25 protein-coding genes, 1 tRNA gene and 1 pseudogene are annotated in these 17,095 nt (G+C 43.8%); 6 read left to right on the top strand and 21 right to left on the bottom strand.

Annotated elements, in window-relative coordinates:
• Positions 1–128 precede the first annotated feature (128 nt).
• The 11 genes from RS881_RS20245 to RS881_RS20200 form a co-directional block, all read right to left on the bottom strand.
• Positions 129–1,295, bottom strand: a complete 1,167-nt coding sequence (locus RS881_RS20245) for a TonB-dependent receptor domain-containing protein (RefSeq protein ID WP_315824551.1) — start codon at positions 1,293–1,295, stop codon at positions 129–131.
• Entirely contained in the window at positions 1,205–1,780 is a 576-nt protein-coding gene (locus tag RS881_RS20240; RefSeq protein ID WP_315822727.1) for a hypothetical protein, read from the bottom strand. The genes RS881_RS20245 and RS881_RS20240 overlap by 91 nt, the downstream gene beginning before the upstream one ends.
• Before the next feature lie 184 nt (positions 1,781–1,964).
• Positions 1,965–2,966, bottom strand: coding sequence for a TonB-dependent receptor plug domain-containing protein (locus RS881_RS20235; RefSeq protein ID WP_315822726.1), 1,002 nt, complete (start codon positions 2,964–2,966; stop codon positions 1,965–1,967).
• A complete protein-coding gene (locus RS881_RS20230; RefSeq protein WP_315822725.1) occupies positions 2,960–3,463 on the bottom strand; it encodes a secretin and TonB N-terminal domain-containing protein in 504 nt (167 codons plus the stop codon). Before RS881_RS20230 ends, RS881_RS20235 begins: the two co-directional genes overlap by 7 nt.
• 60 nt (positions 3,464–3,523) lie before the next feature.
• Entirely contained in the window at positions 3,524–3,700 is a 177-nt protein-coding gene (locus RS881_RS20225; protein ID WP_315822724.1) for a DUF4974 domain-containing protein, read from the bottom strand.
• 8 nt (positions 3,701–3,708) lie between these two features.
• Positions 3,709–4,461, bottom strand: coding sequence for a FecR family protein (locus tag RS881_RS20220; protein ID WP_315822723.1), 753 nt, complete (start codon positions 4,459–4,461; stop codon positions 3,709–3,711).
• A 72-nt stretch (positions 4,462–4,533) separates the two neighbouring features.
• Positions 4,534–4,734: a hypothetical protein gene (locus RS881_RS20215; RefSeq protein WP_315822722.1), complete on the bottom strand. Its 201-nt coding sequence runs from the start codon at positions 4,732–4,734 to the stop codon at positions 4,534–4,536.
• A 58-nt stretch (positions 4,735–4,792) separates the two neighbouring features.
• Positions 4,793–4,909 carry a hypothetical protein gene (locus tag RS881_RS59755; protein WP_350340230.1) on the bottom strand — a complete coding sequence of 39 codons (117 nt, stop codon included), beginning with the start codon at positions 4,907–4,909 and terminating at the stop codon, positions 4,793–4,795.
• A 28-nt stretch (positions 4,910–4,937) separates the two neighbouring features.
• On the bottom strand, positions 4,938–5,273 hold the full coding sequence (locus tag RS881_RS20210) for a sigma factor (RefSeq protein WP_315822721.1): 336 nt from the start codon (positions 5,271–5,273) through the stop codon (positions 4,938–4,940).
• A gap of 239 nt (positions 5,274–5,512) precedes the next feature.
• Entirely contained in the window at positions 5,513–5,773 is a 261-nt protein-coding gene (locus RS881_RS20205) for an Ada metal-binding domain-containing protein (protein WP_315822720.1), read from the bottom strand.
• 8 nt (positions 5,774–5,781) lie between these two features.
• A complete protein-coding gene (locus tag RS881_RS20200; protein ID WP_315822719.1) occupies positions 5,782–6,378 on the bottom strand; it encodes an alpha-ketoglutarate-dependent dioxygenase AlkB family protein in 597 nt (198 codons plus the stop codon).
• A gap of 315 nt (positions 6,379–6,693) precedes the next feature.
• Between RS881_RS20200 and RS881_RS20195 the strand changes: the two genes are divergently transcribed.
• Positions 6,694–6,767: transfer RNA gene (locus RS881_RS20195), tRNA-Pro, on the top strand.
• Between the two features lie 802 nt (positions 6,768–7,569).
• Here RS881_RS20195 and RS881_RS20190 read toward each other — a convergent pair.
• The 4 genes from RS881_RS20190 to RS881_RS59750 are packed head-to-tail and all read right to left on the bottom strand — an operon-like array spanning position 7,570 to position 9,405.
• A complete protein-coding gene (locus tag RS881_RS20190; RefSeq protein WP_315822718.1) occupies positions 7,570–8,454 on the bottom strand; it encodes a TIR domain-containing protein in 885 nt (294 codons plus the stop codon).
• Positions 8,412–8,744, bottom strand: a complete 333-nt coding sequence (locus tag RS881_RS20185; protein ID WP_315824550.1) for a hypothetical protein — start codon at positions 8,742–8,744, stop codon at positions 8,412–8,414. Before RS881_RS20185 ends, RS881_RS20190 begins: the two co-directional genes overlap by 43 nt.
• A 47-nt stretch (positions 8,745–8,791) precedes the next feature.
• Positions 8,792–8,989, bottom strand: coding sequence for a hypothetical protein (locus RS881_RS20180; RefSeq protein ID WP_315822717.1), 198 nt, complete (start codon positions 8,987–8,989; stop codon positions 8,792–8,794).
• On the bottom strand, positions 8,944–9,405 hold the full coding sequence (locus RS881_RS59750; protein ID WP_350340152.1) for a toll/interleukin-1 receptor domain-containing protein: 462 nt from the start codon (positions 9,403–9,405) through the stop codon (positions 8,944–8,946). The genes RS881_RS20180 and RS881_RS59750 overlap by 46 nt, the downstream gene beginning before the upstream one ends.
• A gap of 492 nt (positions 9,406–9,897) precedes the next feature.
• Here RS881_RS59750 and RS881_RS20175 point away from each other — a divergent pair, with 492 nt between their 5' ends.
• Positions 9,898–11,076 carry a hypothetical protein gene (locus tag RS881_RS20175; protein WP_315822716.1) on the top strand — a complete coding sequence of 393 codons (1,179 nt, stop codon included), beginning with the start codon at positions 9,898–9,900 and terminating at the stop codon, positions 11,074–11,076.
• Here the strand turns inward: RS881_RS20175 and RS881_RS20170 are convergent.
• From RS881_RS20170 to RS881_RS20150, 6 genes and pseudogenes are all read right to left on the bottom strand, one after another.
• Positions 11,014–11,601 (bottom strand): hypothetical protein, encoded by a 588-nt coding sequence (locus tag RS881_RS20170; protein ID WP_315822715.1) that lies wholly within the window; start codon positions 11,599–11,601, stop codon positions 11,014–11,016. The two genes, RS881_RS20175 and RS881_RS20170, sit on opposite strands and share 63 nt — an antisense overlap.
• On the bottom strand, positions 11,508–12,017 hold the full coding sequence (locus RS881_RS59745) for a recombinase family protein (RefSeq protein WP_350340151.1): 510 nt from the start codon (positions 12,015–12,017) through the stop codon (positions 11,508–11,510). The genes RS881_RS20170 and RS881_RS59745 overlap by 94 nt, the downstream gene beginning before the upstream one ends.
• A gap of 54 nt (positions 12,018–12,071) precedes the next feature.
• Positions 12,072–12,623: pseudogene (locus tag RS881_RS20165) on the bottom strand (recombinase family protein).
• Between the two features lie 262 nt (positions 12,624–12,885).
• Entirely contained in the window at positions 12,886–13,215 is a 330-nt protein-coding gene (locus RS881_RS20160) for a hypothetical protein (protein WP_315822714.1), read from the bottom strand.
• A gap of 27 nt (positions 13,216–13,242) precedes the next feature.
• Positions 13,243–13,506 carry a hypothetical protein gene (locus RS881_RS20155; RefSeq protein ID WP_315822713.1) on the bottom strand — a complete coding sequence of 88 codons (264 nt, stop codon included), beginning with the start codon at positions 13,504–13,506 and terminating at the stop codon, positions 13,243–13,245.
• A gap of 216 nt (positions 13,507–13,722) precedes the next feature.
• Positions 13,723–13,971, bottom strand: a complete 249-nt coding sequence (locus RS881_RS20150) for a hypothetical protein (protein ID WP_315822712.1) — start codon at positions 13,969–13,971, stop codon at positions 13,723–13,725.
• 156 nt (positions 13,972–14,127) lie between these two features.
• Here RS881_RS20150 and RS881_RS20145 point away from each other — a divergent pair, with 156 nt between their 5' ends.
• From RS881_RS20145 to RS881_RS20130, 4 genes are all read left to right on the top strand, one after another.
• Complete coding sequence (locus RS881_RS20145; protein WP_315822711.1) at positions 14,128–14,556, top strand: helix-turn-helix domain-containing protein; 429 nt, start codon at positions 14,128–14,130, stop codon at positions 14,554–14,556.
• Between the two features lie 194 nt (positions 14,557–14,750).
• On the top strand, positions 14,751–15,875 hold the full coding sequence (locus RS881_RS20140) for a type II restriction enzyme NmeDI-related protein (protein ID WP_315822710.1): 1,125 nt from the start codon (positions 14,751–14,753) through the stop codon (positions 15,873–15,875).
• Between the two features lie 141 nt (positions 15,876–16,016).
• Complete coding sequence (locus tag RS881_RS20135; RefSeq protein ID WP_315822709.1) at positions 16,017–16,478, top strand: hypothetical protein; 462 nt, start codon at positions 16,017–16,019, stop codon at positions 16,476–16,478.
• Positions 16,479–16,590: 112 nt separating this feature from the next.
• Positions 16,591–17,043: a DUF3347 domain-containing protein gene (locus tag RS881_RS20130; RefSeq protein WP_315822708.1), complete on the top strand. Its 453-nt coding sequence runs from the start codon at positions 16,591–16,593 to the stop codon at positions 17,041–17,043.
• Positions 17,044–17,095 lie beyond the last annotated feature (52 nt).

Here is a 17,095-nt window from a genome sequence, read left to right as displayed (position 1 = left end):
CGCCCTGTTAAAGTGTATATTGGAAACTAAAGCCAATGCTCCGGTAGGCCGGCAGGCCAAAGACATCTACCCCTACCCCGCCTGGATTAACACCCGCTACCTGTTCGGGATCGAAGGGGCGCTCCGTTTCAGGAAAAACAGGTTATTGGCAATGATACCCAGGCGTATATCACCCATCTTTTATTGCGCAGGGGCAGCCGCCAGGCAAATGCCACTTCTCTCAAGCGGATAGCTGTGGCACTGTACATGAAAGCTTCGGCCAGTGGGGTTTTTCCTCCTATATATTTATAATACCTTTCTGCTTCAATACCGCCTTTCCAGAGATGTCCTGATTCATCTACTGCATTTTCCAGGTATACCATGCCCCCGTTGTCTCTTGCTTCACCCGTTTTACGGCTGATACCCATTTGAGCCATATAACTTTCGGTAATACTCAGTACCCTGCCTCCAAACTTGCCATCGATAAGCCAGCTGATGGTACAGTTGCGGAAAGAGAAGCTGTTTTGCCATCCCAGGATCAGTTTTGGATTGGGATTGCCCAGGAAAAGATCGTCTTCCACAAAAGGAAGGCCTTGTGAGGACATGATGATATGCCCCGCGGCATCTCTTCTGAATCCGCTGCCATAAAAATCGCCGTAAGACCCTCCCTGCTTCAGGATGCCATCGTAGCCGCCGGTACCTCCCTGCAGGCGGTACAACTGGTTGGGCGTACTGCTGGGTATCACGGCCGGATCGAACAACTCAATTACCTTATTGGTATTGTGGGAGGCATTGAGTATGGTGGTCCATTCAAAGGAACCCGATTCAATGACCTTATACCGCAAGCTTCCCTCTATGCCCATATTGCGGATATTGCCGCTGTTGATATCGGCATAACCACCCGAACCAAGGCCCGGCGGCAATGCTACACCTTTAAAATACTGGTTAACAATATTCGATTTGTACCAGGAAGCATCCAACTGCAGCCTGTTGTTAAATGACTTCCATTGTACACCTATCTCCAGTGACCGGTTCTTTTCGGGTTTCAGCACCATGCCGGGAATGACAACAATGGGCGCACTGCCCGGCGGTTGGGCATTGCCATTGGTAAACGTATACAAAGGGTAACTGCTGAAGGAAGCGATGTCATTACCCACCACAGCATAGGAGGCGCGCAGGCGCAGGTAATTGATCCAATGCGGGAGGTCCATCATTTCATTGACGACTACAGCTGCACCAACTGAGAAATAATTATAGCCGCTTTTTTCGGAAGGTGTAAAGGCCAATGTAGAAGACCAGTCATTCCGATCGGACAGGTCGAGGTATAATTTGTTCTGGTAGTTAACTTGTACTGTGCCCAGCAAAGACTGCACCTGCTTTCGGGCAGGGCTATTTGTTTTTCATCAAAATTCCGGATATCAATGGTGGCCCTGTCCAGCGCCGATTCCAAAAACACATTGGGCACGGTGGGCGAACCACCTACATACAACAGTTTACCGTCATGTTGTTGAATAGAGGCCCCGGCTGTAAAGTTCAATTCCCAGTCATTGTTCAATTTCTTACTGCCGCTCAGCAAGATATCTCCATAGGCTGTTGTATTGGTGGTTTTGCTGGTATGCAAATTACCATTGAACCGGGACAAGGTAGCTTGTGTAGTGGCATAAATATCCCGTTCATAGTCATTGATAAAATGATTGAAATAGCCACGCGCCTGCAGGGTGAATCCGTTATCCAGGTAATATTTAAGCGAAGCGGATAAGTAAGCATGCTGGTTGCGGTTTTGTACTGTATTGCGGTACATGACCCAATAGGGATTTTGCTGGTAATCCTGACCGCCCCATCCGCCGCCATTGGCCAGGTCTTTATCATAGTTGATATTCCACCAGTTTTGCGCATATAGATAACGAGTTGGCGACAGGTATTCAAAGGTTTTAAAATTGTTGAAGTCGATGCCCCGGGGCAGCAGGAATAAACCGGTGAGGGGATTAAAATAGATGCCGGGGTGAGCCGGTTGTGTGCTTGCTGGATGCTGCCCAGGAAGCTGGCATCCACCACGAGTTTATCATGCAGGAATTTACCTGTTTGCCGGTAACTAAGTGTATGTTGTTTGAAGGTGCTGCTGGGCAGGATGCCTTTATTGCTGGTATTGGAATATGATAAATACTGGGAATTTTTTGGTGTGCCTCCTGTAATGCTGATGCCATTGATAAAGGTGGTGCCGGTTTGAAAAAATCTTTCATGTAATTACTGCCGGGTAAAGTAGTGCCTTTAGCTCCCCAACTGTCTTCACTGCCGGGACTGCTGGTATTGCCCATAGTGGACTGCCCATAATTGGATTGTGTTTCGGGGAAGAGGATGGGTTGCTCTGTGGTGAAACTGCTGGACAGGTTGATACGGGCAGCACCTGCATTACTACCCCGGGTGGTGATAAGGACTACTCCGTTGCTGCCCTGGCTACCATAAAGTGCCGATGCGGCGGCTCCTTTTAAAATACTTACGCTTTCAATATCATCGGGATTAATGGAGCTGATGATATCACCGGCATCGGGAGCATCGTTGTACAAGCCAGCCACGGGTCCGCCGGTAGGATTTACCAACGGCAATCCATCCAATACGTACAAGGGCTGGCTATTACGGGTTGATTTATCGCCACGCAGCACCACCCGAACCGAACCTCCTGCCCCACCGGAAGTACGGTTTACCTGCACCCCGCTCACTTTACCATTGAGGCTATTGAGGATATTGGTGTTTTTAACGGTGCTGAACTCTTCGCCCGATACCTTTTGCGTGGCATAGGTTAAAGACCGGGTTTTACGGGCCAGGCCCAATGCGGTAACGGTGATCTCATCCAGCCGGTCTTCTGTTTTTTGTAAGTTCACCAGCATCTGTGGTGTTTTATCAGTAACCTGGATGGTTTTATGCCAGGATTCATAACCTACAAAGGAGATCATGAGTGTATAGGCGCCTGAAGGCACATGATCTACCAAAAATTGCCTTCTGCATCTGTTAGCGCCGCCCGCCTGATCTCTTTCAACATCACCGAAGCGCCACCCAGGGGCAAACTGTCCTTACCCCGAATGATGCCCTGTATGGCATAAAGTAATTTATTGTCAGCCGCCTGCGCTTCCTTTTCTTTGATGACGATGATATTATCGGTAATTACATAGGTAAAGGGCAGGTCTTTCAGACAATAGTCGAGCACAGTTTCAACTGAGGCATCCTGTACCTTGATATCTATTTTCTTATCGTTTTTGATGAGCCGGCTGTCATAGAAAAGTGACAAGCCACTTTGTTGCTGTACGAGGTTAAATACCTTACCGAGTGGGATTCCTTTTGGACAATAGTTATTTTCTGGGCAGGGGAGTCCAGTCTTAGCAGCAGTAGTAAAATAGTAAGCAAAGCAACGATAATCCGCATTCCAGCAGTTTACAGAATGAAATTCATTCAGCTTGTAGCAATTTATATCTTTTGCTCCTGTTACCATAAAAATTCATCATATTTATCCCTCAGGTTGCACCCCAATTGGAAAGGGCCTGCCGACGTATTAGGGGTAAACCAATAGATGGTCATTGTCGATGGCGCATTTGATGCCTCCCTGTTGCAATGCGTTCACAATACCCGAAAGCCGGATATTCCTGTTGATCCTGCCGTTGAACCTGGCACTGGAAACTGTATCCTTGTATTCAATATCAACATCATACCAGCGCGATACCTGCTGCATGATGGAAGCTACGCTGGCATCATTGAACTGAAAAAGCCCTCTTTCCAGGCAATGGCTTCATCCAGGTCGGCATTGGGCACGATCCTGAAGGTTTCTTCGTTAACGGCCAAAATAGCCTGGTTGCCGGGCGTTAAAAGCGCCTGGGCTGCATTCCGCTTTGCAGCCACTTTGCCTTCGAGCAAGGTTGTTTTCCAGTCTTCCCCGGCATAAGCGCAAACATTGAAATGCGTACCCAGTACCTGCACATCAGCCCGTTTTGTACGCACAGTAAAGGGGCGGGCGGCATCTTTGGCCACTTCAAAATAGCCCTCTCCATCCAATTCCACGATCCGTTCATTGCCAGTAAAAGCCACCGGAAAACGTAAGGAGGAGGCTGCATTGAGCCAAACTTCGGTTCCATCGGCCAGGATCAGCTTGTATTGACCGCCCCGGGGCACTTCTACTGTATTAAACAACAGTGCAGTCGTACTATTCGTATTGGGCGTTGTTTCGGTGGTAGTATAAGACAGTTGTCCATTGTCGCACTTGGAAATTTGGGTATTGCCCTGTTGTGCCAAAGCTCCATTGGCCAAGGTATCCAGCACAATAACTGAGTTATTGGCCAGGATCAGCCGGGCTTTGTTGTTGCCGGGATTGATATCTCCCTTAACAACCTCCTGCGGGCCTGTTACACCGTTAAAAGGTTTTTTATTGAGGGCCAAAGGTAAAAGGTGGTAATGGCAGCCGCTGTTATGACCGCAGCCACTGCAATCTTTTTCCATAAAGCAATGACCCGTATTGGGGGCCGGCCCGGTATAGCAGTCCTACCCGCCAATTTATCGGCAGCCAGTATTTCATCTGCCATTTGGGCGATCCGTTCCTGGCTGGGGAGGGTATGCGTAGCCGGTTGCGTGTTCAAAAGCAGTTACCTGGTCTGTTACCGTATATTCGGGATCGTCTTTCAGGGCACCTGCCAGTACACGCAGCTCTTCCTGGCTAGCAGTACCAGCCAGGGCTTTGTCCAGTAAATCCTTGATTTGAGCTTCGTTTAGCATGATGCACCCAATTTTATTCAGTTAAAAGACGCGTTGGTCCTGTTTTAGTACCTATGGATCATAAAAAAACCAGCAGCGCATAGCCTGCCTTTTCCAGGTATTCCCGGATAAATTTCAAAGCTCTTACGAGCGTGTTCTTCACCGATTGTTCCGAAAGCCCGATCTCATTTGCTATTTCTGTTGCTTTTAAACCGCTCTCCCTGCTAAGCCGGTATACTTTTTTTCTGCTGGCGTGGAAGCTGGTCTACTGCTTTTTTGATCAATGCTTCCGTGCTTTTAAAGGCCAGCATCATTTCTGTATCGGCGGGGGCTGTCTCGTCGGCAGCGATATTGGCAACTGCTTTATGGTGAATAGATTGATCCCGCAGAAAGGTGAAAGCCTGGAAATAGGCGATGCGGAGTATCCAGGCGCGTGGGTGGCGGATCTCTTTCAGTTTGTCGCGGTGTATCCAAAGCCGGAGAAAGGTTTCCTGGATAATGTCTTCCGCTACCGGGCCCGATTTCGTCACTTGCACAATCATAGGAAACAGGATGGGCATATAGTCCTGAAAAAGCTTACGAAAAGCAGTTTCCTCGCCTTCCGCTATGCGGGCAAACAGTATTTTTCATCAGACGGTTGAGCATGGGCATCCAATGGCGACAATCCTTTTTGCAAATAAATATAAAAAATGGGCGAATCGGAAAGAAAGTTTGAGACGGCTGCTGAATCGGAGTCCTTTATCACGGTTATTGAGGGGTAAAGGTTAATTTGTTGATTAAAAATAAGGAGCCGGCCCCTTTATTTTGATTGTTTCCACTTTTGGTATTCCCGGGGCATACAATGGGCACAGGGGCGGTAACCTGCCTCAATAGCTTCCTGTATGCTGGTAAAAAATACCCGGTTGGCTACTTTCATCCGTTTGCCCGAAGTACAGGAGAGCCTGCCGTATATTTTACCAGGCCGGTAGCCGCCCCATTGGATCACGCCCTTTTTAATGAGGGCAAGTGTTTGGGCTTTCCTATTGGACGGGTTGGTTCCAATGTCGAGGTGATGGATCATGATGACTGTTATTCGATCATTGTTCTGAAGGTGAGGTTGATCCGGGGTCGTATGATCCTGGTGGAGGGCGGTATGCTGTGCAGCCAATGTGTTTGTGTGACTCCTTTCATGACCAGCAAACTGCCATGTTCCAACAGTATGGAGGTGGTTAGTTTGGTGTGCTTGTGTTTGAACATGAATTTCCGTTCGGCCCCCAAACTAAAAGAGGCGATGGTGGTATTGAGGCCAAGGGCGGCTTCATCATCGCTGTGCCAGGACATAGCTTCTGAACCATCCTGATAAAGATTCAATAGGCAGGAATTAAAGGCTGTTGCCAATTGCTTTTCTATGGCGGTTTTCAATTCCAATAATTCCACTGTCCAGGGCAAAGCCTGCCGGGTGACGCCGGAGTAGGTATAGGCGTACTGGCGGTTGCCATACCAGGCTACTTTTCTTTTGGTGCTGCGCAGTTGGCCGCCTACAAAAACCTGGTCATTTTTCCAGGGGATATTGTTCAATAAAGCCTGGAAGTAATGATTGGCATTGAGTGGCAGCCGGCCATAATACATGACTTCCCCATCATAGGGAAGCAGGTTGGCGCCATAATTGGTAAATAGATCCATCATACTTGACAGGCATTGAACAGAAGTAGCTTTCGTCTTAATTTGCTGCAAAGGTATTGGCGACGTTGCAGCCTTCAAACCTATTTCTTGCGCATTTCAGGATACGACATTTCTACGTAGTGGCTTAGGAATCATGCTGTGGGATGGAATGATCAATGGGCGCTGCCTGGGGTTTTTTTTGTTGGGGGCATAAAAAACGGGAATTTTAGGGTAAAAATGTACCTGTTTTCAGGAAATATGAATTTTTAGCTTACATTTGCACCCCCATTCGTAACTACTTGCTGATGAAGCTGGTAGTACTTAACTTCGTAAAAGTTTCGGGACGTAGCGCAGCCCGGTAGCGCACTTGCATGGGGTGCAAGGGGTCGCTAGTTCGAATCTAGTCGTCCCGACGAAATTGGACAAGGCAGCAGCAATGCTGCCTTTTCTAATTGGGTCTTAATAATTTACATAACGTCTTCAAAAAAAAACATCTACAACCTAAAACTCAACTCCCTCTTTGCAGACTCCAATACGGAAATTTGGTTAGGGTCTTTAAATTTGAATTTATGGATGTTCGTCAACCCTTTCTCGATGCTTTGTAATAGTTGGGGCGTATTGGTAAGGCTCCTTGCCGAGGTGTAAAGCGCCACCGAAGCCTGGTATCCGAGAAATGGCTTCTCGATATCGCCTACATGTTCAGCTAACCAGTCAACATAATCCGGATTCGGTTTTCTTGTAAAGTGGCAATGGCTGCTAACCTTTTTCCCGGCGAGGTACTGGCAGTTAAATAAGGTAATAATGTTTCGGTATCCGACGCTTTCGCCTTCATTTTTCAACAATATCCTGCATGAGACGCGTCCTACTGTTGCTACTTGGCATCTGCTTTCGGAGATTTTCATAAGCAAAGGCCAGTGCCTCTATCTCAACTTGGATATTTTTTCCTGCATGCAGTGAATCTTGACTTACCTGGTCGATTCCTCGGATACTTTTGCCACCTCCTTCACCAAATGTTCAATGATGGTACCAAATTGGGCATTTAATTTTGTACTGTTTAGAATAGCTTCCTTGGTAAAAGCGCTTAGATCATTAAGTTGCTTTTCCCGAATAAACATCGGCAAAGGCATATCTACTTGTCCTTTCTTATAGAGCAACGGAAAAACAATATTGGCGTCAATTGTTTTTGTTTTGTTTCAACGAATAGCAACTCATTGTTTACAAAAATACTTGTAAGCTCCGATGCGTCAGAAAATACAAACAAAAAACTTTTGATTTCTCCAACGCCTCCTTGTAAGCAATACTCCAATCGGTGCCTGGCAACGTCTCACTGCTATCGAAAAATATCTGCGGATTGTATCCTAATTCATCATTCAAATACTCCGTCAGCCCCGGCAGCAACACCTCCCGCACCCATTGATAGACAGAGCGGGGAAAACTGATAAACACATCGTACTTATACTTCTCTGGCGATTTGCTTTGCGCACCGATCAACACTTCCTTACTTTTCTGATAGGCTTCCTTTTTCTCCAGGTAATAATTGGAGCCTAAAAATCTTTCAATATCCGTGAAGTCGCTGGCTAAAAAATCAGCTAGTTTTGCATAAATAAAACCCATTCCTTCGGGATCGTTGGTCCCCTGCTCTACCACAGCCAATTTCTCCCCAAAACTGAAATAATCAACCTGTGGAATTTTGATCTGCTCCAACACAAATCTTGGTTCAATCCACTTGGGCAGCCAATCACTGAAACAATCCCGTAAAATATCTGCAATGCGGTCTAACCATTCTTGTGACTCTTTGTATTCTATCCTGGTACCAAAGCGCGAAGGCAAAGGCAAAATCGTCAAAGCCATTCGATCCACAGACAACCTTTGCCGTGCCGATTGCGCAAAACTCATAATATCACGAATGCCGAATAAACTTTGGTAATTAGCCGTAAACATTGGTATCACCACATCTGGCAACATTATAGTGCAAACGCCGCTAGCATCACTAAGCCCAGTCCGGCTGTCGATCAACACCAGATCGAAATCTTTCAACCACTCATTCCTCAAATCCTCTAAATGCTTTCCGCCACCATCCGGTTTGAAAAAGTGTCCCACTTGAAAGCCTCCAGGTCAGATGAATATTTTGCAGGATTTTTGTCACGGCCGCTGTATAGCAAATAAATGGGCTGACTGAACTCCGTGGTAATCGTCCACAGGTAATCTTTGTAATTGGCGGCCCGGTTGTTTTGAAATTCCATCAGCAATTGGAGCAAGCCGTCGGAGGCCCTGTTGATCTCAAATTTATGGAAGTAGCGCTCAAGACCAGGCGCCTCCAGATCCCAATCGACCATCAACACTTTTTTGTTCCGCCTAGCCAGCTCGAAGGCAATATTTGCAAGTGACATACTTCGTCCTACGCCACCTTTGTATGAATAAAATGTAACAATGGTACTCATTGTTGTGCGAATTTGGGTGTTTGGGTTTGTTGGGCCTGTGCACCTTTAAAGAATTCCCTGTAAAAAGCATTAGCAGCCTCTATTTTCCAATCCTCCTGCCAATCAGGAGCAGTCTCAATAGCACCGGCAATGGCCTTTCCCAATGGTCTTAATTTTTCCGACAACTCTTCCGCTTTCTGGCTATCCGGTGACATGCGCAGAATGAAACAATCCTGAATCTCGACTTTTGAATAGAGGATAAATTAACTGGCATCGTTTCACCGTCATGGATTACAGTAGGAAAGATCAGTCCTTCCGGCCTTTGTACCGTTCTTAAACCGATTTTAGACTCCCGTTCCAGCATGTGGCTGATCTCGCAACTGCACCAAACGCTGTTGAGATATGCTTTTGACCAAAGCGGGATGATGGTTCTAGACTTCCCTAAGGCAATACCTAGTGACAAGGGCCAATTGGTGCCACTTTCCAGTTGCTCATCAATAAAAAAGTTGGGATGACGCCCAAGTTCAAGAAATACGTGAGCACTTAACAACGGGATGAAATGTTTTCCAATCCATGCTCTGACAAGATCGTCCCTCCGATAGCTGATAAACACATCATGTTGGTAGGCCATATTGAATGGTGTTTGTACAGTCCGCAAATGCTGTAATGATATCGGTTTTCAGTAAAAGTCGACACCGTTTTTCACCTTTTCTGAGAAGATATTAAATTACTTATGAAGGTTTATTGAATGTCTAAGCCTCTGAATTTCTATCAAATCCTCCAAATATTGGTTCGAAATTGGTCCAGCCAACCCGACCAGAAAAAATGAACCCTTCAGATCGTTGGATTTGAAGGGTTTGTAGTTTAAAGAGATTTGTATTGCATTTGCGTCCCAATGACAATCTATTGTGCCAGAATTCCTTACGAGGTTCGAAAAGAGATGAGCAGGATTCAAAAAGGTTCAAGTAATATGGAAAATATTAATGGCTTCTGGACCAAAAACAACGGAGCTTACAGGCAGTGGCCAGGAAGGTATTGTAATAGGTAAAAACATCTATCATGCAATAGCCATTTATCCCCTGCGTTAAACATATACCTAACAACCCTTAAACCTATTTGTCGTATGAAAGAATTTTACACTATTGTAACGCTTCTATGCTCTCTTACTTCTATCAGCCAGGTGCCGGAACCAATTATAGTCACTACTCAAAGCATTAATATTACTGGTTCATTGGTGGTTGGCAGTTGGATGAGTGAACACCCTAAACAAACATACCCTGACTACCCAAAAATGTACTACGGATTTGCGGAAGGCGATGAGATTGTAATTGATATTGCTACCGAAAACAAAAAAGGAACTCAGGGAATTGAAGTGACAGAATTTGAATCCAAATCAGTTGTTTACTCCAACCACCAGTTTAAAACGCTTGACGGCATAAGAATAAAGGTTCCTAAAACATCCGTGTACAAATTTGAGTTTGGAACAAACCACGTATTCGACCGGCAAGCTAAGGTAACCATTAAGCGTATTCCTGCGTCCGATGTTACTAAGAGTTTTAATTGTAATGTAACCTGGAAAACTATAAATGACACCACTTTTACAGTGGTTGAGGAAAAGAAGAAACTAAGCAGCTCCTATGAGGCTCTAACCTTGCAAACACCAATTGACCAATATGTCAATAGCGGAAGAAATGCCCTGCTCCAGGGAGGTAAGTCAAGAATCATTTGCCCGATAACGTTGCCTGAAAATACGGTTGAATGGTATTACACCTTTGCCACTTCCAGAAGCAAAAATGATGTAGCTTCTACAAAAGCCAGTATGAAACTGTTCAGTGAGCTTGCAGGTTTATTAGATCGTACAGGTATTCTATCGCTTGGGGTTAATGCGCTTACACAACCGCCGGGGGCTGATTATTGCGATGTTTACCTACTGAAACCTGAACACTTTCAGGCATTCCTGAATAAAGATGACGGTAAATGGGGTTATATTGCTGAAGGAACAAAGGAGAACTTAAAATTGGGTATTGTTAGAATAAAGAACTGTTGCACAAATAATACCTACTACCTGGGCTTTAGAAACCCTGATTCGGGTGTGGGTGTTAGTGTAATGTATGAAATTGTGGCTGTAGTAGAAAAGGCAAAATATGAAATTGTACAGGTGAAAAAGCCAGTTTCTTATGTTGTAAAAAAGTGCCGGTATTTGGGAATTAGTAATTTGCTTGGTTATAATAAAGCAATGTTACACCCTGTTATCGTATTTAGTAATATGTTTAAGCCGTTGAATTTCTATCAAACCGTCTAAATACTGGTTCGAAATTGGTCCAGTCACCCCGACTTGACAGGACAAATGGGATTTTTTTCCGTTTGTCCTGTTTTCATTTTCGCCAAAAGCATTGTCCAGCGTGTATATGATGCGTACCGCTTCATTGATGCGGTTAGTTCGAAATGAAAATCCGTCAAAAGTTAATTTTTCAGGATACATCGAACTAATAACTTCCCGCTTCTTTTCAATATCCCCTGTTTCATACGCATAATCCAGCTTTAAAAGGTTGTTCAGTCCCTTGTCCAGCAGGTCTTTTATATTTACCTGGTCTTGGTCAAAGGTGCTTAGCTTGGCTTCCAGCTTTTCAAGTTTACTGCTGTACGCTGTTTTCATTTCCCGGAAATCAGCAGGCTCTATTTGCTTTGAGGAAAGCAGATCCCTTATATAAGATAGCTTCCCTTCCAGTTCCTTTATCTGTAATTGCAGTTGTTTTTGATCGTTCTGCAAATGGTTGGTCTGATCGTACCATGCTTCGGAAAGTGTGATCTTGTACAGGTCTGCCATTTCCGGGCGGGGCATGTATTTTTGAGTTCATAAACAAACAGGCTGTTTGCGTTATCTGCCCTGAACCGGCAGGTGCAACCCGTGGTGCAATGATAATAGGTGTAATACTTGGTAAGCCCTTTTGATTTGCTACCAGTTAACAACTTGCTACATTCGGGGCAAATTAAAAACCCGCGTAGGGGCAATTCGGGGCTGGTAAGAATTTTGAGACGGTAAGGCACTCTTTTCCTGCCGTCCAAAACGTCCTGCACTTGGTAAAACAGTGCTTCTGAAATAATAGGTTCATGCAAACCCTTGACAAATCGGGCTTCTTCGTCCTTATATTTGGCGATAAATATTTTCCCGCAATAAACAGGATTGCGTATAACAAACCAGAAAAGGCTTTTAGTTCCCTTAAACCCCTTCTCCTTTGCCATTTTAAAAACCTGTTCCGTGTTGTACACTCCTTCGGCTATCTGCTCAAAAGCCCATCATATAATACTGGCCTGCGGTTCTTCGGGAGCAATATATTTATTGTTGTGCTCGTCTGTTTTGTTTTTATAACCGATAGGTGCTAAACCCATATAACGTCCTTCTTTCCTTGCCCTGCGCATGCCATGAATAACATTCAATGCCCTGCGGTCGTTCTCTACTTCAGGAGCAGCTAAATAAAAGGCCAGCATCATTTTATTTTCGGGTACGGACAAATCCATCGGCTGTTCTATAGACTGCGGTTCTACGCCCAACTTCCGAAGTATATTGATCATTTGGTACGCATCCCCGGCGTTACGGCTGAACCTGTCCCATTTAAGAAAGAGTACTACATCAGCCTGCCCCTTGTGCTACTTTAATTCCAACAGGTATTTTTTCCATTCGGGCCGGTTAAAGGTTTTGGCAGAATGATCCTCAAAAATCACCTTACGAATGGATATTTTGTTGATGTCGCAATATTTTTGCAGCAGTTCATGCTGGCTCCGTTGGGAATAGCCTTTGTCTGCCTGTTCATCGGTACTTACCCGGATATACAAATCAGCTATTTTCATTGGTTGTATCTTCTATTCTGTGGTTGTGTCCCCGATATTCATGACAATACAGTTTTGGGTTTACAAAAACTTGCTTGTGTTGGTTACTTATAGGCTAAAACAGTGGTAACGGCATAGCATTCCCGGAGCTGGTCTAAATATTCTCGCTCAAAATCCCCAAAATGTTCTTTAAAAACGGTTATATGACCGCCTGCCCTGCGTATCCACTCTGCTAAACCGGCATCCCTTAACGACGCTAACAAGTAAAAAGTTTTGCCATCTTCTAAGAAAAGGTTGTTTCTGTGTTGTATTTGTAAATATTCCTGTCCCGTACAGCAGCTTTCATTTGTAGCTGGTAAAATGGCCCTTTATCCCAAAGCTGAAAGTGAAGATGTGGTCTATCTTTCATAAGGGAGATACGCTTAATCCTTGCTCTTTGCGGTTTCTCTTTCAGTTCGCGCTTGTTGTACATGCAATAGCTATAAATAAACTCCTGCTGTAATAACAGCGGCATAGCCTTTTCCCATAGGCTGAAAACGCCATCGGGTGAACGTTCTTGTTCTGGTTCGCCTTCTATCAATGAGCCACATTGCGTTTCAACCTGCTGCCACATTTCGTAACAAATGCGGTTTAAGGCTCTTTAATCATCTGTTAAAAACTGGTTGTACTCCTTTTCTGTGCCGCTGATGAAATGATGAAAGCACTTAATGCTATCAAGTGATTTATTCAATATGCCTAAGCAGGGTAGCAGGAATGTGAGGTATTTGTTATGGTAATGACTAACCATAATATAGGTGATAACAGTATCCCTTGTTTGTTGCACCTGCGCGGCTGACGGCAATTTCAAAACCTCATCAATGGGCAAACCTTCCATTTTGTCAGCCAATTGGCAAATACTGCCCAAAATGGGCTTGGGTTTAACAGAAATACCGTCCCCGTTATTTTTCGAACAAAGTATTTCTTGTGGTTGGCTGCAATCTCCATTAAGCCATTGGGGTGATAGTCTTTAAAATAGTCGGTACTTCGGAAAAGCATTAGCCGTTCAAGGGCCTTGCAGGTATGTAGGCATGGCGTTTCAACGGGCTGATTGCAGCTACAGGCAATATGCAGCTTATCCGGTTCAATGCTGACGGTCATTTCGTGGGATACATCCCGGCAAGTAAGCCGTTTTTAAAGTAGTATCTTCCATGGAAAGAAATTTTAGTTTGGGATAAAACCATTCCCTCTTTCTTTGAAGGCGTTCATCCACCTGCCTTGTCAACACATCCTGGCTTAATATGTAGGGCTCATTCTCCAAGTGGATGGTGTAGGGCTCGGATGAACTGCGTAACCCGATACCCTGTGTCCTGGTGTTCTTATGGGTTGCCATGTAGTATAATTTATATTACTCCCGAAGATAACAGCATAATGACCTTATATTCAATTAATTAAAAGTATATTCTAGAGTAATAATGGCATAGTTTAGCAGTATTATATCCAAAATTTGCGTATATTACCACTTGCCTAAAAAGGTTAAATTTGTACCATGATAAATACTGATATGCCGAATAAAGTACACGAAGGAAGGAACGTAAAGCGTTTTAGGGAAATGTTAGGGATTAAGCAGGAAGCTCTAGCCTATGAGTTGGGCGAAGATTGGACGCAAAAAAAAGTTTCCATAGTAGGACAAAAAGAAACTATAGAACCGGATATTTTAGAACAAGTGGCTAAAATCCTGAAGGTTCCAGTCGATGCCATAAAGAACTTCAGTGAAGAAGCGGCTATTAATATTATATCGAGCACATTGCATGACAATGCCGGTTCAATAAACAACAATTGCACCCTTACCTTTAATCCCGTAGATAAATGGATTGAAGCGTTAGATGAAAATAAGAAGTTGTACGAACTACTTCTAAAGGAAAAAGATGAGAAGATTGTTTTACTGGAAAAGCTGGCAGGTGAAAAGAAAAAGTAGCAAGTCCCTGATATTATAATAAAGCCACCATACGGTGGCTATTTTTATGCAGACTACAATAAATTTATGGTATGAAAAATACCCTTACCCCTGTTATCCGGCAATATAAAGAAGATAGCGAATCCGTGTACAACACCTGGTTTATCAACAATGAAGAACGGCTTAAAGCCTTTCGTTCCATACGGCGCGGCGTAATGCAGGTTATTGATGATATTAAGTGCAAGCGCTTCCCCAATGACTTTAAAGGATCTTCCCTGGAATTTGTGCTCACCTGTATTACTGAACAAAAGCAAGTATTTGAAGGTGCAGCCCATCCGTTTTACTGGAAACCTAAACTTCGTATCCCGGATATTTATGAACAGGATGCCAATAAACAAGCATTTGGCCAGTTTTTAGAAAACTGCCTGAATGCAAAATCTGAAGAACAGCTTATACGTGAGATCCTCCAGTTAGACAGTCTAAAAATTAAAGGTCTTGGACCTGCGGTGGCCAGTATTCTTTATTTCCTGCATCCCACTATCATTCCTCCTTTTAATACCGCCATCATCAATGGGTTCAACTATTTGTTCAAAGACAAAAAGAAGCTCGGTAGTTGGAGTGAATATCTAAAACTGCGGGAAGTATTGATAGATGCTAACAGCCAACACCGTACCGAATTATCAGGTGATTTGGGTGCGATAGCCGGATTACTATTTGAAATTGGCGCACAAAAATTGATACTCGGAACAGATGAATACCTCTCTGAAGAAGATAGAAAGAAACTCGAAAAAGTAATAGAAAAACGACACAAAATTGTGCAGGAGGAAAAAGAAGAAGAAAATTTACATACTCTGATGCAGTACCATTTGTTAAAGATTGGCAACGCCCTGGGCTATGATGTTATTGCTGCTGCCAATGATCGTTCCAAAAGTTGCCACGGGCAAAGTTTCTCTTTTATGAGCCTACCTACATTTCCCGTTATGAAATGTGACAGGGAAGTATTAACAACTATTCAGCTTATTGATGTTGTATGGTTTCAAAAAGGCACCAATAATGTGATTGCCGCTTTTGAAGTAGAGAAAAGTACCAGCATTTATTCAGGCATCCTGCGGTTGTCTGATTTAAGTTATACTATTGCTGATGGTGATGAAGTATTTTACTTAATAGTACCAGATAACCGGGAAAAAGACGTTGTATTGCAACTGTCCCGTCCGGCAATCAGGCAAAATAATGTACCTATCAAATATATCCTGTTTTCGGATTTACGGCAACATTGCGATGCGTTGTGCAAGTTTGGCGACAGCCATCATATAATGGAAAAGATTGCCAAATCGGCATAACGCCTGAAATTTTATAAATTTTTCCTATGATTATATAACCGGCTTAAAGGGGTACAGAACTACCTTTAGGGTGAAATTCCGAAAAAAAAATTGAACTTTTTTTTGTTGGTTTAAATAGTTTTACCTTTGCATTGAATTACAATGAAAAGAAACAGGGCCATACGATTAAAAGCATTCTTTCTGCTGGCGGTGTTTGTCTTAAATACGCTAGTGGGGTTTGCCTGTGCTGTTGGCCTGGATATGGGGTTTAATACAAAGCATCATCACCATGATGATCCGATTGCCGCAAACATAACCCACCGCCATGACGAAGGTGTAACACTGCATCACAATCATCATGAAGAGGCGGACAATGCTAAAAAATCAGCCACAGACGATAATTGCTGTAATAATGATGTTATCAGGTTTACGCAGTTAGACAAACTACTGGCCCATGCGGTAAATACAAGTATAGAAGCGCCTGCTATATTAGTATATTTTCATTTTCTTTACCAATCTTATATATCCCCTTTTACCCAAAGAACAAGGCAATTGCAGGTAGTCCGACCTTATGTTGAAAGTTCTCGTGGGATACGTGTGTCCATTCAGTCCTTCCAGATTTGATTTTTGCAGTGAACAGGTAGGTTAAACCTTCTGCTAATTATATATTTCAATGCCTTCAGGGGCTTTGGATTATGTGGTATTTCCATTTATGCAAATAATTAAATCTACTAAGATGAAAACGTTCATTATTTCAGCAATAATCGCGGTTACCCTTTCATTTACCGCAAAGGCAGATTACTATAACCCATCCAGTCAGGTAATATTTATGGCTGCCGATACTCAAACTCCTGCCTTATCGCAATTACTTACCTTATATTATAACATTAAAAATGCTTTGGTAAGTGGTAATGCTGCTAACGCGGCCACCCAAGCGGAGGAGTTTGTGAAGGCCGTCAATGGTATTGATATGAAAACCCTTTCGGAAGCGGATATGAATGCCTTTATGCCTTTGCAGGAGAAACTGGCTTTTGATGCCAAGCATATTGCTGAAACCAAAGAAATTGGCCATCAGAGGGAACATTTCCAATCATTTTCTACCAACTTTTACAAGTTGGCCAAAGCAGTGAAATTGTCTGATCAGGTAATTTACCAGGATTATTGCCCTATGAAAAGGCATACTGGTTAAGCAGTGACGCGGCTATAAAAATCCCTACTTCGGCAATCAAATGCTTACCTGT

Origin of the sequence: Paraflavitalea speifideaquila, from assembly GCF_032395985.1 — a bacterium.
Taxonomy (GTDB): Bacteria; Bacteroidota; Bacteroidia; order Chitinophagales; family Chitinophagaceae; genus Paraflavitalea; species Paraflavitalea speifideaquila.
The sequence above is the reverse complement of the archived record's forward strand: the minus strand, read 5'-3'. Positions and strand labels throughout refer to the sequence as shown.

Bases quoted from the DNA above. Each gene is read 5' to 3' on its own strand.
- RS881_RS20180 (WP_315822717.1), bottom strand. From the start codon at position 8,989: ATGTCACCGGATAGCCAGAAAGCGGAAGAGTTGTCGGAAAAATTAAGA.
- RS881_RS20230 (WP_315822725.1), bottom strand. From the start codon at position 3,463: ATGGTAACAGGAGCAAAAGATATAAATTGCTACAAGCTGAATGAATTT.
- RS881_RS20130 (WP_315822708.1), top strand. From the start codon at position 16,591: ATGAAAACGTTCATTATTTCAGCAATAATCGCGGTTACCCTTTCATTT.
- RS881_RS59745 (WP_350340151.1), bottom strand. From the start codon at position 12,017: ATGGCAAAGGAGAAGGGGTTTAAGGGAACTAAAAGCCTTTTCTGGTTT.
- RS881_RS20220 (WP_315822723.1), bottom strand. From the start codon at position 4,461: ATGGAAAAAGATTGCAGTGGCTGCGGTCATAACAGCGGCTGCCATTAC.
- RS881_RS59750 (WP_350340152.1), bottom strand. From the start codon at position 9,405: ATGGCCTACCAACATGATGTGTTTATCAGCTATCGGAGGGACGATCTT.
- RS881_RS20225 (WP_315822724.1), bottom strand. From the start codon at position 3,700: ATGCAGCAGGTATCGCGCTGGTATGATGTTGATATTGAATACAAGGAT.
- RS881_RS20150 (WP_315822712.1), bottom strand. From the start codon at position 13,971: ATGGCAACCCATAAGAACACCAGGACACAGGGTATCGGGTTACGCAGT.
- RS881_RS20185 (WP_315824550.1), bottom strand. From the start codon at position 8,744: ATGTCACTTGCAAATATTGCCTTCGAGCTGGCTAGGCGGAACAAAAAA.
- RS881_RS20145 (WP_315822711.1), top strand. From the start codon at position 14,128: ATGATAAATACTGATATGCCGAATAAAGTACACGAAGGAAGGAACGTA.
- RS881_RS20135 (WP_315822709.1), top strand. From the start codon at position 16,017: ATGAAAAGAAACAGGGCCATACGATTAAAAGCATTCTTTCTGCTGGCG.
- RS881_RS20140 (WP_315822710.1), top strand. From the start codon at position 14,751: ATGCAGGTTATTGATGATATTAAGTGCAAGCGCTTCCCCAATGACTTT.
- RS881_RS20240 (WP_315822727.1), bottom strand. From the start codon at position 1,780: ATGTACCGCAATACAGTACAAAACCGCAACCAGCATGCTTACTTATCC.
- RS881_RS20170 (WP_315822715.1), bottom strand. From the start codon at position 11,601: ATGGCAGACCTGTACAAGATCACACTTTCCGAAGCATGGTACGATCAG.
- RS881_RS20160 (WP_315822714.1), bottom strand. From the start codon at position 13,215: ATGTGGCAGCAGGTTGAAACGCAATGTGGCTCATTGATAGAAGGCGAA.
- RS881_RS20175 (WP_315822716.1), top strand. From the start codon at position 9,898: ATGAAAGAATTTTACACTATTGTAACGCTTCTATGCTCTCTTACTTCT.
- RS881_RS20205 (WP_315822720.1), bottom strand. From the start codon at position 5,773: ATGATCCATCACCTCGACATTGGAACCAACCCGTCCAATAGGAAAGCC.
- RS881_RS20200 (WP_315822719.1), bottom strand. From the start codon at position 6,378: ATGATGGATCTATTTACCAATTATGGCGCCAACCTGCTTCCCTATGAT.
- RS881_RS20210 (WP_315822721.1), bottom strand. From the start codon at position 5,273: ATGCCCATCCTGTTTCCTATGATTGTGCAAGTGACGAAATCGGGCCCG.
- RS881_RS20215 (WP_315822722.1), bottom strand. From the start codon at position 4,734: ATGCTAAACGAAGCTCAAATCAAGGATTTACTGGACAAAGCCCTGGCT.